The 13521-nt window shown below is 69.8% G+C and carries 12 protein-coding genes; 4 read left to right on the forward strand and 8 right to left on the reverse strand.

Annotation, left to right across the window (positions count from 1 at the left end; genetic code table 11):
- Positions 1–2: 2 nt before the first annotated feature.
- Positions 3–1154 carry an acyl-CoA dehydrogenase family protein gene (locus tag ACFQ4H_RS01665; protein WP_377566109.1) on the reverse strand — a complete coding sequence of 384 codons (1152 nt, stop codon included), beginning with the start codon at positions 1152–1154 and terminating at the stop codon, positions 3–5.
- Between the two features lie 88 nt (positions 1155–1242).
- On the opposite strand from ACFQ4H_RS01665, the gene ACFQ4H_RS01670 reads away from it, so the two are divergent.
- From ACFQ4H_RS01670 to ACFQ4H_RS01680, 3 genes are all read left to right on the forward strand, one after another.
- Positions 1243–1881, forward strand: coding sequence for a TetR family transcriptional regulator (locus ACFQ4H_RS01670; protein ID WP_377566111.1), 639 nt, complete (start codon positions 1243–1245; stop codon positions 1879–1881).
- Positions 1882–2001: 120 nt separating this feature from the next.
- On the forward strand, positions 2002–3450 hold the full coding sequence (locus ACFQ4H_RS01675; protein ID WP_377566114.1) for an aldehyde dehydrogenase family protein: 1449 nt from the start codon (positions 2002–2004) through the stop codon (positions 3448–3450).
- Positions 3447–4523, forward strand: a complete 1077-nt coding sequence (locus tag ACFQ4H_RS01680) for an alcohol dehydrogenase catalytic domain-containing protein (protein ID WP_377566117.1) — start codon at positions 3447–3449, stop codon at positions 4521–4523. The genes ACFQ4H_RS01675 and ACFQ4H_RS01680 overlap by 4 nt, the downstream gene beginning before the upstream one ends.
- Before the next feature lie 36 nt (positions 4524–4559).
- Here the strand turns inward: ACFQ4H_RS01680 and ACFQ4H_RS01685 are convergent, their stop codons facing one another.
- Complete coding sequence (locus ACFQ4H_RS01685) at positions 4560–7493, reverse strand: helix-turn-helix transcriptional regulator (RefSeq protein WP_377566120.1); 2934 nt, start codon at positions 7491–7493, stop codon at positions 4560–4562.
- Positions 7494–7629: 136 nt separating this feature from the next.
- Between ACFQ4H_RS01685 and ACFQ4H_RS01690 the strand changes: the two genes are divergently transcribed.
- A complete protein-coding gene (locus tag ACFQ4H_RS01690) occupies positions 7630–8190 on the forward strand; it encodes a GNAT family N-acetyltransferase (protein ID WP_377566123.1) in 561 nt (186 codons plus the stop codon).
- A gap of 316 nt (positions 8191–8506) precedes the next feature.
- Here ACFQ4H_RS01690 and ACFQ4H_RS01695 read toward each other — a convergent pair whose 3' ends face one another.
- The 6 genes from ACFQ4H_RS01695 to ACFQ4H_RS01720 all read right to left on the reverse strand — a co-directional run bounded on the left by ACFQ4H_RS01695 (position 8507) and on the right by ACFQ4H_RS01720 (position 13514).
- A complete protein-coding gene (locus tag ACFQ4H_RS01695) occupies positions 8507–9505 on the reverse strand; it encodes an IS481 family transposase (protein ID WP_377566126.1) in 999 nt (332 codons plus the stop codon).
- A 121-nt stretch (positions 9506–9626) separates the two neighbouring features.
- Complete coding sequence (locus ACFQ4H_RS01700) at positions 9627–10220, reverse strand: hypothetical protein (protein WP_377566129.1); 594 nt, start codon at positions 10218–10220, stop codon at positions 9627–9629.
- Positions 10221–10244: 24 nt separating this feature from the next.
- Positions 10245–10457, reverse strand: coding sequence for a hypothetical protein (locus ACFQ4H_RS01705; RefSeq protein WP_377566131.1), 213 nt, complete (start codon positions 10455–10457; stop codon positions 10245–10247).
- A gap of 102 nt (positions 10458–10559) precedes the next feature.
- Positions 10560–11165 (reverse strand): TetR/AcrR family transcriptional regulator, encoded by a 606-nt coding sequence (locus tag ACFQ4H_RS01710; RefSeq protein WP_377566134.1) that lies wholly within the window; start codon positions 11163–11165, stop codon positions 10560–10562.
- 53 nt (positions 11166–11218) lie between these two features.
- Positions 11219–12433 carry an acyl-CoA dehydrogenase family protein gene (locus ACFQ4H_RS01715; protein WP_377566137.1) on the reverse strand — a complete coding sequence of 405 codons (1215 nt, stop codon included), beginning with the start codon at positions 12431–12433 and terminating at the stop codon, positions 11219–11221.
- A 31-nt stretch (positions 12434–12464) separates the two neighbouring features.
- The gene (locus ACFQ4H_RS01720) at positions 12465–13514 is read right to left on the reverse strand and encodes a phosphotransferase family protein (protein ID WP_377566140.1); all 1050 of its coding nucleotides are present in this window, start codon (positions 13512–13514) and stop codon (positions 12465–12467) included.
- Between the last annotated feature and the right edge of the window lie 7 nt (positions 13515–13521).

Consider the following 13521-nt stretch of genomic DNA (forward strand, 5'->3'; position numbering starts at 1 on the left):
GGTCACCTGAAGGCGTTGACGCCGGTCAGCGCCCGCCCGACGAGTAGTTGCTGGATCTGGCTGGTCCCCTCGTAGAGGGTGGCGACCCGGGCGTCGCGCAGGTACTTTCCGACCGGGTATTCGTCGATGTAGCCGTGTCCGCCGAAGACCTGTAGCGCGTTGTTCGCGGCCCGTACGGCGGCCTCGGTGGCGAAGAGTTTCGCCATGGACGATTCGGTGGCGAAGGGCTGATTCCGGTCGATCAGGTCGGCAACCTGCCAGACGAGCAGCCGGGCGGCGGCGGTGTCGACGGCGATCTCGGCGAGAAGCTGCTGCACCAGTTGGTGTCCGGCGATCGGTCTACCGAACTGTTCCCGCTCGGCCGCATAGGCAAGTGCGGCGTTCAGGCTGCCCTGGGCGATGCCCACACAGCCGGCGGCGACGGAGAGCCGCCCCTTGGCCAGGGTGCCGAGTGCCAGTTTGAAGCCGGCGCCTTCGGCTCCGAGCCGCGCACTGTCGGGCACCCGGACCCGGTCGAGGACCAGTTCGGCGGTGTCCTGGCCACGGAGCCCGAGCTTGCCGTGGATCCGGCGACGGGTCAGCCCGACGCTCCCGGTGGGGACCAGGAAGGCGGTGATGCCCCGGGGTCCGGGGTCGCCGGTACGGGCGAACAGCAGCACCACGTCGGCGAGGGTGCCGTTGGTGATGAACACCTTGGTACCGCTGATCAGCCAGTCGTCACCGTCGCGTACCGCCCGGGTCCGCAGCGCCGCAGCGTCGGATCCGCTGTCGGGTTCGGTGAGCGCGAAGCTGCCGAGCAGTTCGCCGGCGCAGAGTCCGGGCAGCCAGCGGGCCTTCTGTTCGGGCGTGCCGTGGGCCGCGATCGGCTTGGCGACCAGCCCCAGGGAGACCGAGACGATGCCGCGTACCGACGAGTCGCCCCGGCCGAGTTCCTCCAGCACCAGGCAGTACGTCAGGTGGTCGCCGCCGGAACCGCCGTCGGTCTCGTCGATGGTCAGACCGAGGAAGCCGAGGTCGCCGAGCTTCCTGACGATGCCCGGGTCGAGAGCTTCGGCGCGGTCCGCGGCGGCGGCGTGCGGGGCCACTTCGCGGTCGACGAACTCGGTCGCGAGTCGGCGTACGGCGGTCTGTTCAGCCGAGAGGCTCAGATCCATGGGCATTAAACTAGCGGTGCAAGTTTTACCGCGTCCAGACCCGGATGTGAAAGAGTTCTGATCGTGCCCATCCGGAGGAAACCAACCAATGCCACGGCCCAGTAAAGCCCTGCTCAGCCGGGAACGGATCGTGGCCACCGCCGCCGCGCTCATCGACGCCGAAGGGCTGGCCGCGCTCTCCACCCGCCGGCTCGCCACCGAACTCGGGGTCCGTGGCCCGTCGCTCTACAACCACTTCGCCACCAAGGACGAGATCCTGGACGCGGTCGCCGACATGATCATCGCCGAGGTCGACGTCTCGTTCTTCGGTACGCACGACTGGCGGGATGCGCTACGGCTCTGGGCCCTCTCCTACCGGGCGGCACTGGCCGCGCACCCGAACATCGTGCCGTACCTTGCCCAGGGGCCGGGCCGACGGCCGGCGTCACTGCGGATGGCCGACGCCGTCTACGGCGGCCTGGTCGACGCCGGCTGGCCGCCGGCGAGGGCCACCCACATCGGAGCCCTGATGCGCTACCTGGTCACCGGCTCCGCCCTCGGCTCGTTCGCCAAGGGGTTCATCGAGGATCCGGCCCTCTACGACGCACATCCACACCTCGGGCAGGCGCACCGGCTGGCCGAGCATCAGCGCAGTGTCGACGAAGGAGCGTTCACACTCGGGCTGGACGCGCTGATCGACGGCCTCTCGCGCAGTTTCGAGAAACTCGCCCAGGCTATGGATCGATGAAGCAGCGGGCATTACAGTCGAGAAAACTTGCAGCGCTAGTTATCGTGCCCCGAGCGCTCCGCTGACCCGTGGGCCCAGTTGTCCACTCACCCGCTCACCCGATGTGAGAGGTACCCTCCGATGCAGCTCAGCCGTACCGAAATCTATCTCGACGGCCGATGGGTGCGGCCGGACGGAACCGAGCAGATCCCGGTGGAGAACCCGGTCACCGAAGAGATCATCGCCGAAGTCCCGGCCGGCACCACCACCGACGTCGACCGGGCCGTCACCGCCGCCCGCGCCGCCTTCGACGGTTGGGCCGGCACCGGTCCGGCCGACCGGGCCGACGCGCTGGAACGGCTCCATGACGCGCTCGCCTCCCGCGCCGGTGCCCTCGCCGAAACCATCAGCCTCGAACTCGGCACCCCGCAGAAGTTCGCCACCCGGGTCCAGGTCGGCCTCCCGCTGACGGTACTGAAGAGCTACGTCGACCTGGCCCGGCAGCCCACGCCGGTGGAGACCATCGGCAACTCCCTGGTGCTGCGCGAACCCGTCGGTGTCGTCGGCGCCATCACCCCGTGGAACTACCCACTGCAACAGGTGATCGCCAAACTGGCCCCCGCGCTGACCGCCGGCTGCACCGTGGTGCTGAAACCGAGCGAGCTGACCCCGCTGGTGGCCTACCAGCTCTTCGACGCGATCGAAGAGGCCGACCTACCACCCGGGGTGGTAAACCTGGTCACCGGGACCGGCCCGGTGGTCGGCGAAGCCCTCGCCGGGCATCCGGACGTGGACATGGTCTCCTTCACCGGCTCCACCGCCGTCGGCCGGCGGATCTCCCACCTGGCCGCCGACCGGATCGCCCGGGTGACGCTCGAACTCGGCGGCAAGTCGGCGAACATCATCCTCGACGACGCCGACCTCGCCACCGCGGTCCGGGCCGGCATCGCCAACTGCTTCATCAACTCCGGTCAGACCTGCACCGCCTGGACCCGCATGCTGGTGCACCGCAGCCGGTACGCCGAAGCCCTCGAACTAGCCGCCGACATTGCCGCCGGCTACCAGCTCGGCGACCCCTTCGAACCGGCCACCCGGCTCGGGCCGCTGGTCTCCGCCGCCCAACGCGACCGGGTACGCGGACACGTCGAGCGCGGCCTCGCCGACGGCGGTCGCCTGGTCACCGGCGGACCGGACGCGCCGATCCCCGAACGGGGGTACTTCGTCGCACCGACCATCATCGCCGACGTGAGCCCCGACAGCGTACTGGCCCAGGAGGAGGTCTTCGGCCCGGTCCTCTCGGTGATGGCGTTCGACGACGCCGACCAGGCCGTGGCGATCGCGAACAACTCCCGGTACGGGCTCGCCGGCGCGGTCTTCGCCGGTGACGACGAGCGGGCCCTCGCCGTCGCACGCCGGATCCGTACCGGTTCGGTGGAGATCAACGGCGGCCCCTTCAATCCGCTGGCCCCGTTCGGTGGCTACAAGCAGTCCGGAATCGGCCGGGAGCTGGGCGTGCACGGGCTCACCGAGTTCACCCAGCTCAAGGCGGTCCAGCTCAGGACGACCCGGCTCGGGGAGAGCCAGCGATGAGGGCGTTGGTCGTCACGGGCGTCGGTGCCGAACCGACTGTCACCGACATCGAACTTCCCGCTCCGGGTCCGGGTGAGATCCGGGTCCGGATCCGCGCCGCCGGGGTGTGCCACTCCGACCTGTCCATGATGAACGGGACGATCAGCCCGGCGTACCCACTGGTGCTCGGGCACGAGGCCGCCGGAGTGGTGGCCGAGGTCGGCGACGACGTACGACGGGTGGGTGTCGGCGACCACGTGGTGCTGAACTGGGCACCCCCGTGCCGGCAGTGCTGGTCCTGTCAGCACGGCGAACCGTGGCTCTGCGCCCAGGCAGGCGTGCCGGCGGTGGCCCGGGGTCGTACCGCCGAAGGTGTGCCGGTGCACGTCACGCTCGGTCTCGGCGCACTTGCCGAGGAGGTGGTCGTCAGCGAGCGCGCGGTGATCGGCGTCCCGGCCGGCCTGCCGTTCGAATCGGCCGCCCTGCTCGGCTGCGCGGCGCTGACCGGGGTCGGCGCGGTCACCCGGACCGCCGCCGTCGCACCTGGTGAGTCCGTGCTGGTCCTCGGGCTCGGCGGGGTGGGACTGGCGACGGTGCTCGCCGCCCGGACGGCCGGTGCCGGGCGGATCATCGCCGCCGACCTCGCCGAGGCCAAGAGTGGGCTGGCCCTGGCCGCCGGGGCCACCGACTTCCTGGTCTCCGACGACATGCTCGGTAGGCAGATCCGGGCACTGACCGACGGGCGTGGGGTCGACCACGCCTTCGAGTGCGTCGGGCGGGCCGCCACGATCCGCACCGCCTGGCGGGCCACCCGACGCGGCGGCCAGGTGATCGTCGTGGGGATGGGCGCGAAGGAGGATCTGGTCGAACTCAGCGCACTGGAAATCTTCCACTCCGCCCGTACCCTCCGCTCCTCGGTCTACGGCTCCTCGGACCCGGACCGGGACGTGCCGGAACTGGCCGCCGCGGTGCTCGACGGGTCACTCGACCTCGGTCCGTTGATCACCGACCGGTGTGGACTCGCCGAGGCGTCGGCCGCCTTCGCCCGGATGGCCCGGGGCGAGGGCGCCCGTACCGTCGTCCTCTTCGACTGACCGTTGTACCCCGGCGGACGCTGGACCGCCGGGGTATCAACGAAGGGCACGGGCCAACTCGATCCGGGAGCGGAGTCCGAGCCGGTGGAAGATGTTGCGCATGTGGTGATCGACGGTCCGGGGGCTGAGGTGCAGCCGGGCGGCCACCTCACGGTTGGTCGCCCCCTCCACCACCAGTCGGGCGATCCGCAGTTGCTGGGCGGTCAACGTCCGCACATCCACCGTCGGTGCCGCACCACCGATGGTCGAGACCGGAACGTCTGCGACGAAGCCCGGCGTGTCGGTGGCCCGATGCCAAGGGACACTGCCCAGCAGGGTTCTGGAGGCCGGGACCGTCGCGCCGGCAGCCCGCAGCTCAGCCACCGCCTGCTGGGTCCAGACCGTAACGCCGAGCCGCTGGAACGTCTCCACCGCCCGGTGCAGATGTTCCCGGGCGGCGCGGGGTCGACGTGAGCGCCGCAACTCCTGACCGAAGAGAAGTTCGGTACGGGCCCGTTCGAACTCCGCGCCGCCCGCCGTGTGCAGGCGCAACGCATCCCGGAAGTAGTCCTCGGCCACGCCACTGCCCCGGGGTGCCAGCAGCGCGTGGCAGCGGGCCGAGACGGCCCGGCGGCCGGGGTTTCCCGTGCCGCTGGCCCAGCGGTCGAAGACGACCAGCGCCCGTACCGCCCGTACCCGCACCAACGTCGTGGATCCCGTGGCCAGCCCCGGCACGGCCACTCCCGACGGTGCCACCACTCCGGAAGCACCACAGTGGGCGACCGCCTCGACCAGGTACGGCGTCGCCATCACCTGTTCGACGAGTTGTCCTCTGCCGGTGCCCGGCCGGGCCAGGGCATACAGTCGGGCAGCGGCGTCCGGGTTCCGGCCCTCGACGAGATCGAGTACCGCCAACGCCCACTGCCCCAACGCCCAGGGCCGCTGCCGTACCGGTTGCGCCTCGGCGAGGAACTGGCCGTGCCACAGCGCCCCGGTTCGGTCGCCCCGGATCGCGGCGAGCACCGCGAGCATTCCCCGGTGGATGCCGGCGCTGTTCTCCTGCCCACTCTCCCAAGCCGCCGTCAGGCCGTCCCGAGCTGCCGCCGTCGCTGCCGCCCCGGTCGGGTCGAGCCAGTAGTGGGCGTACGTCAGCAGCTCCAACGCCCGGGGCAGCACCGAGACATCGCCGCTGAAGCGCGCTCGCGCCACCGCCCGGGCAGCGAGGCGACCGGCGGCGACATCGTCGGCGGCCAGCAGACTGGCGGCGCTTCCCACGGTGAGCGCGGCGGCATCTGCCGACCGGGTCGCGATGGTGACCGCCCGTCGCAGGTGCGCCACTGCGGCGTGGTGTCGTCCGTGGAAGGTCGCGGCCACCCCGGCGATGTGTTCCTGCGCCAGGAGCACGGCGTCCGGCGCACCGGGCTGACGCAGTGCCGCCGCCCGGCGGGCGATCTCGCCGTACCGGTGGTAGTCACCGCAGGAGCAGGCGGCCTCCCCGGCCCTCAGCAGCGCCTCCAGGGCCAACCGACGATCGGTCGGGGCCAGCGACTCGGCAGCGGTCAGCAGGCGGTCCAGTGCCTCCCCGGCGACGCCGACCCGCAGCGCGATCTCGCCGCTGAGTAGCCAGACCCGTCCCTGCACCGCCCGGTCCGAGCCGCTCTCACCGATTCGGAAGAGCAGTCGGCGGGCTCGCTGCGGGTCGCCGGCCAACCAGGCGTAGCGTGCCGCCGCCACCAGCCGGTTGGCCGCGTTGCTCCGCCCGTCGCTGCTGCCGGCATCGCTGAGCTGGGCTGCGCGTTCCAGCGCCGCCGAGGCGCTGGCGTACCCGCCGACCTCCGCCGCGGTCTGTTCCAGTTCGGCGGCGAGCGGTTCGTCCGGTCCGTCGGCGGCGGCAGCCAGATGTACGGCCCGGCGTAGTCGTTGCTCCGGCCCGGTGCTGATGGCCCGGGACAGGAGCAGGTGCGCGGCGCGCCGTCGAGCCAGCGGTGCCTGTTGGTAGACCAGTGTCCGGAGCAGCTGCTGCGGAAAGTCCACGGCATGGGCACCGACCCGGATCAGGCCGGCAAGCTCCGCCGGGGCGAGGGCACGGAGCTGGGTACCGGAGGCGGCTGCGGCCCGGACGAGTCCGGGCTGGTCCAGCGCGACGTCGGCGGCGGCGAGCAGGAGCAGCCAGCGGGTGTCGGCAGGTAGCCGGTGCAACCGGTCCCGGTACGTCCGGCCGAGCACCCCGTCGAGTGGCAACTCGGCGGGTAGTGGCTCCTCGCCGTACCGCTGGCCGGGGGTGAGCGCAGCGGCCAGATCGACCAGGGCCTGCGGATTACCCCGCGCGAGCCGGGCCAGGGGGCGGGCCGCGTCGCCGGGCAACCCGTCGGGGATCACGTCAGCCAACAGGGCCAGGCTGTCTGCCGGGTCGAGCGGGGTCAGCCGCAGCGCCGGTACGTCGGAGACGGTGGCCGTCGCCTCGCTGGCGAACAGCATGGCGACCCGGTAGGGCTGCACCCGGCGGGCGGCGAAGGCGAGTGCGTCCAGTGACGGACGATCCGCCGCGTGTACGTCGTCGAGACGGCAGAACAGGGGATGGTGGGCGCTGGCCGTGCCGAGCAGCCTGACCACCGCCTGGCAGAGGACCAGTCGGTCCGGCTCCGGGCAGCCCTCCCCGCTGAGCGCCCGGGTGAGTACCTCCTTCTGCCGGGTGGGCAGGAGGTGGAGCTGCCCGGCGAGCGGTTCGAGGAGCCGGTGCAGTACGGCGTACGGCAGGTCGGCCTCGTCGGGCAGGCACTTGGCGGTGAGGACGGTGAACCCGGCCGGATGGGCGGTCGCGATCACGCTGCCCTGGTCGAGTAGCGCGGTCTTGCCCAGGCCGAGTTCGCCGTGCAGCAGCAGCGCACCACCGGTGCCGCCGGCTGCCCCGTCAATCAGGTTGATGATCGCCTGGCGTTGCGTGGCCCGTCCATGCAGCCCAGCTATTTGCACTAGTGATGCATCAATCATCTAGTGAGTGTTACCTATTGGTAACGAGATCGGAAGGGGGCGGAACTTTCGCCACCCCGTGCTACGTGAACAGTCGCCCACTGTCCTGTGGCGATATCCGGTGGAAGGCCCCGCATCCGCCCGTGAAGATCACGACATGCATGTCTTCCTGGAAACCGAACGGCTCGTGCTACGCCCCTTCACCGACGACGACGCCGACCACCTCTTCGCACTGGACAACGACCCCGAGATCATGCGCTTCATCAACGGCGGCAAGCCGACCAGTCGCGAGACGGTCCAGGCGCAAACCCTGCCACGGCTCCTACACGACTACCCGTGCTTCGGCACCCGCGGCTACTGGGCCGCCGAGGAGAAGACCACCGGAACCTTCCTGGGCTGGTTCGAGTTCCGTCCCCTGGACGAGCACAGCGCTGCCGTGGTCGAGCTCGGCTACCGGCTGGCCAGGGCCGCCTGGGGCAGGGGGTACGCCACGGAGGGATCGCGTGCCCTGATCAGCAAGGGATTCACCGATCTCGCGGTGGAACGGGTCACCGCGAACACCATGGTGGTCAACACCCGGTCCCGGCGTGTGGTGGAGAAGGCAGGCCTGAAGTTCCTGCGGAACTTCAGCGGGGACTGGCCCGAGGCGATCGCAGGATCCGAGCACGGCGAAGTCGAGTACGACCTCACCCGGACCGACTGGGAGCAGCGCCGGTAGCCGTCAACCGCCCAGCCGAAGCAGCAGTTCAGCCTCAGCACACGCACGAGCGTCAACCGACGACCTTCCTGGGTATCGACCTACCACCCCCACGGCCCGGTATCCGAACCCGACAGCCGCGCTCCTGCCGTGCGGCCGAGGCCACCCCATCTACCGCACCTGGACGGAGCGGGGCCGACGGGTTCTACCCGATCACCAGTAGCCTGGGCGCGGTGACCGGGCAGGACGTCAGCCAACTGCCGGGAGCGGCCGGGGTCGTAGTCGTAGAGCCAGCCGGTGGCGTTCTCGTAGAAGCGACCGACTGCGGCGGCGCCGCCTAGCTGTACTGCCCCGTGAGGTTGGGGACGCGGCTGGCGGGTGGTTTGCCTGCGAGTGCGGTGTGGCCGCGGTGGTGATTGTAAATGTGGAGCCATTCGGGTAGGGCTTCACGTCGTTCTGTCTCGGAGGTGTATGGGCGTGCGTAGGCCCATTCGTCGAGGAGGGTTCGGTTGTAGCGTTCGACCTTGCCGTTGGTCTGTGGTCGGTAGGGGCGGGTGCGTTTGTGGGTGATCCCGGCGGTGGTGAGGGTGTCTTTCCAGAGGTGGGAGCGGTAGCAGGAGCCGTTGTCGGTCAGGACCCGCCGGACGGTGATTCCGGCGGTGCGGAAGAAGGCGTGGGCGCGGTGCCAGAACGCTACGGCGGTTTCGCGGGTTTCGTTGGGGAGGATTTCGGTGTAGGCCAGGCGGGAATGGTCGTCCACGGCGTTGTGGAGGTAGTGGTAGCCGAGGTTGGGCCGTCCGCCGATCTTGCGGGGGCGGGTGGGGTCGCGGTGGGCGGAGCTGCGTCGGCCGCCGACGGCGCGGCCGTGGATCCGGTGTCCTCCGCCGTCGGGGATGTTGCCGAGTTTCTTGATGTCGACGTGGATCAGGTCGCCTGGGGCGGTGTGTTCGTAGCGGCGGACGGGCTGGGCGGTGGCCCGGTCCAGGTGGGTCAGTGCCGGAATCCGGTAGCGGGTCAGGACCCGGTGGACGGTGGCGGGGTTGAGGCCGAGGAGGTAGCCGATACGGGCTGGCCCCCACCGTCGTAGGACCCGGACTTTGATGATTCGTCGTTCGGTGCGGGTCGGGGTTCGGGTGGGGCTGTGGTGGGGGCGGGAGGAACGGTCGGCCATACCGGCAGGGCCCTCGACGCGGTAACGAGCGGCCCAGCGTTGCGCGGTGCGGACGCTGACCTGGAACCGCTCGGCAGCCCGGCGTAGTGGCCAGCCGTCGTCCACCACGCATCGGGCCAGACGTAGCCTGCCGGTCTCGGACAGTGGGGCGTTACGGTGGAGCACGAGGGCCTCCGGTCGGTCGGTGCAGACGTCGCAATCCACACCGAAACCGAAGGCCCTCCCTTATTTCAAGATTGTCCGCGTGTGTGTCCGCCCACGTACCCAACCTCCATGGTCAGTACACCTAGCGCCCAGTTGGTACGGCGACCCAGGGCAACCCTGCTATGTGGGCGCCGTCCAGGGTTCGCGGATCCAGACTCCACCGCCCAGCGAGCATAAGCACAGTTTCCTCGTCCGGCCATGTGTAGGTGTCGTCATCCTCGTCCGACTCCCACCAATCGTCGTCTGGGACGAGACCGACACCGAGCGCTTGTTCCTCAGGGGTCGGCTCACCTACATGGAACAGCACTTCACCACTTTCGCCGAGGTAGACGAATGCGCGGTCCACGATGCCGCTGCTCGCGCGCCCCCAAGCCTGGTACTCCACCACGCGTTGTGTCCCGAAGTATTGGACCTCACCGAGGGACACACTCAGATCCGCCAGCCATGGCCCGAATCGACTGTCTTGGGGGGCCTCCACGTCGATGGATGCGGCAAGTGTCCAGCCATCGATGGGCGGCGTCAACAGCCACGCGCCTGCATAGGCGGCCGCAACCGCGTCCTGCCAGGTCGTATGTGAGAGCGAGCCAAGACCCAACGACGCGGCTACCGACTCGGCGCCTCGGAGACGCACCGCAAGCCACTCAATCTTGTACCCGAACCCGACTCCGGCTTCCATCGCAAGAGGTTATACGTTCAGAGATCATCGATCCAGCAAGACTCGTATGCGAAGCAGGTCGAAGCCAGCTCGGCCGTACGTCTGCCGTTTGGTCATCTTGATCCTGTTGACGTTGCCTTCCACCGGCCCGAACTGTGGCAGGGGCAGGCCAGCGGTGACGGCGTCGAAGTCGTTGTTCAGGTCACTGGCGAAGCCGGTGACCTGAACAATCCAACTTGCTGAGCCGTGGCGATCCACTCGCCAAGTCGGCCGCCGTGCAGGCTGGTCAGCATCTGGGCGACGAGCGGACCAGGGCAGCAGCGATAGCCAGTTCCGGCCCACCCGGATGACCTCACGCGCTCAGTCGGATGTGGTCAGCAGGGCCAGAATGGTACGGGTCATCGTCCGCCGGGCCTCGTCGACGCCGAGTCCCAACCCGTCCCGCAGCATCGACCAGGCCGGCCACATGCTCGCCGCGATCAACGCGTTGAGCAGTTGCGTTCGCCCCTCCCCCGCAGCGTCGAGTTCGACGGCGAACAACTCGGTCAGCTCGTTCCGGAGCAGCTCGACGTGCTTGGCCCGGTTGCGGCGCAACTGCGCCGAGGTCGGCTCCCGCAACTGGGCGGCCCGCGCCGAGGGTGCGATCAACTGAAGCAGTCGGGCGCGTTGCCGACAGAAGGCGTCCACCCTCTTGGCCAGCGGCAGGTTCACCGGGATCGGCTGGTAGGCCGCCTTCTGCTCGGCGAGGACCCGATCACCGCTAGCTTCGAAGAGGGTCTCCATGTCCTTGAAGTTGGTCCAGAGTGTCCGTAGGGAGACCCCGGCCCGCTCGGCGATCCGCTCACCGGTCGGCCGTAGGTCGCCCTCACCGATGAGCGCGAGGTGCGCATCGACGATGGCCGCCCGGGTGCGTTCGGCACGGGCGGTACGTCCATCCACCCGGACCGGGGCGTCGGTGTCACTCATCGCCTGGTGCTCCCTGCCGACCGTCGGAACTTGCATCAGCAGTGTAGTGGCGATCAACCGACCGCTGCCTGGTGGCGGCGGAGCTCACGCCGGGCCAGGGACCGTAGGTGTACCTCGTCCGGGCCGTCGGCCAGCCGGATGGTCCGGGCCGACGCCCAGAGCCGCGCCAGTGGAGTGTCCTGACTGACCCCGGCCGCACCGTGCGCCTGGATCGCCCGGTCCACCACCCACTGGGTCATCTCCGGCACCGCAATCTTGATCGCCTGGATCTCGGTCCGGGCACCCGTGTTGCCGACCGTGTCCATCAGCCAGGCGGTCTTGAGCACCAGCAGCCGGGCCTGTTCGATCCGGACCCGGGCCCGGGCGATCCAGTCCTGGATCACCCCCTGTTCGGCCAGCGGACCGCCGAACGCCTGCCGGCTGCTGACCCGACGGCACATCAGTTCAAGGGCCCGTTCGGCCATGCCGATCAGCCGCATGCAGTGGTGCACCCGGCCGGGGCCGAGCCGCGCCTGGGCGATGGCGAACCCGGACCCCTCGGTGGAGATCAGGTTCTCCACCGGAACCCGTACGTCGGTGAAGTCGATCTCGGCGTGGCCGCCATGGTCGGCGTCGTCCCAGCCGAAGGCCTCCATGCCCCGGCGGATGGTGATCCCCGGGGTGTCCCGGGGTACCAGAACCTGGCTCTGCTGTAGGTGCCGGGGCGCATCCGGATCGGTCTTGCCCATCACGATGAAGATCTGGCAGAGCGGGTTCATCGCCCCGGTGATGAACCACTTGCGACCGTTGATCACATAGTCGTCCCCGTCGCGTTCGATCCGGGTGGCGATGTTGGTCGCGTCCGAGGAGGCGACGTCCGGCTCGGTCATCGCGAACGCCGACCGGATCCGCGCGTCGAGCAGCGGCTCCAGCCACTGCTTACGCTGCGCCTCGGTGCCAAACTCCGCCAGCACCTCCATGTTCCCGGTGTCCGGGGCCGCACAGTTCAACGCGGCCGGGGCCAGGCTGGGACTGCGACCGGTGATCTCGGCCAACGGGGCGTACCGCAGGTTGGTCAGGCCGGCACCGTACTCACCGGGGAGGAAGAGGTTCCAGAGCCCGCGACGGCGCGCCTCGGCCCGCAGGTCGTCGAGGACCGGCGGGTGGGACCAGCCGGATTCCCGGGCCTGTGCAGCGAAGACCGGCTCGGCCGGGTAGATCCACTCGGCCATGAAGTCGAGCAGCCGAGCGCGCAACTCCTCGGTGGGACCGTCAAAGTCGAAGTTCATGACGTCTGCTCGCTTCGCTCGCTGTGCCCGCTCATACCACTCCGTCCAATGTCTCGTGAGCCTGCCGGACCAGCGGCACGACCTGCGCCCCGATCCGCTCGAAACCGGGGCCGACCGTCTGACCGTGTACGTACCGGTAGTGCACGCCTTCGAGGATCACCGCGAGCTTGAAGGCGGCGAACGCGACGTACCAGCGCAGGCCGCTGGTGTCGCGACCGGAGCGTCGGGCGTAGTGCTCGGTGATCTCGGCGGTGTCCGGATGCCCGGCGACGGCGAGCGCCGAACGCGCCGCACCGACGGCGTCGAGCATCGGACGACCGGCGTAGACGAGCATCAGCGCGAGGTCGCTCAGCGGGTCACCGAGGGTGGACATCTCCCAGTCGAGCACCGCGCGGATCTCGCCGGCCGGGCCGACCAGCACGTTGTCCAACCGGAAGTCACCGTGCACGATGGTGCCGGCCTCACAACCGGGTACGGCTGCGGCCAGCCGGTCGTGGAGCCGCTCGATTCCCGGTACGTCCCGGCTCCGCGAGGCGTCGAGCTGCCGCTTCCAGCGTCGGACCTGCCGGTCGTTGTAGCCGTCCAGCCGGCCGAAGTCAGCCAGTCCGACCTCTTCTGGCCGGACCGCGTGCAGGTCGGCGAGGGTCTCCACCAGGGAGAGCCCGAGAACGTGTACCCGGTTCGGACCGAGCCGTTCCAGTTCGTCCGGGTCCCGGTAGATCATGCCGTCGACCTGCCCCATCAGATAGAAGGGGGCACCGAGTACCGCCGGATCCGAGCAGAGCAGCACCGTCGGTGGCACCGGGAAGCCGACCGGACCGAGTGCCGTCAGCACCCGGAACTCCCGGGCCATGTCGTGTGCGGTGGCGAGGACATGACCGAGCGGTGGACGGCGCAGCACCCAGCGGGACGTCCCGTCGGTCACCGCGTAGGTCAGGTTGGACCGGCCGCCGACCAGTAGCTCGGCCCGAAGCTCACCGACGACCAGGCCCGGGGTCCGTTGGTCGAGATATTTCCCTAGCCGGTCGAGGTCCAGGCCGGGCAGGTCCGGGCCCACCGACTCCGGCCCTGCCCGCCTCATGACGTCC

Source organism: Micromonospora sonneratiae, assembly GCF_042679305.1.
Classification (GTDB): Bacteria; Actinomycetota; Actinomycetes; order Mycobacteriales; family Micromonosporaceae; genus Micromonospora_H; species Micromonospora_H sonneratiae.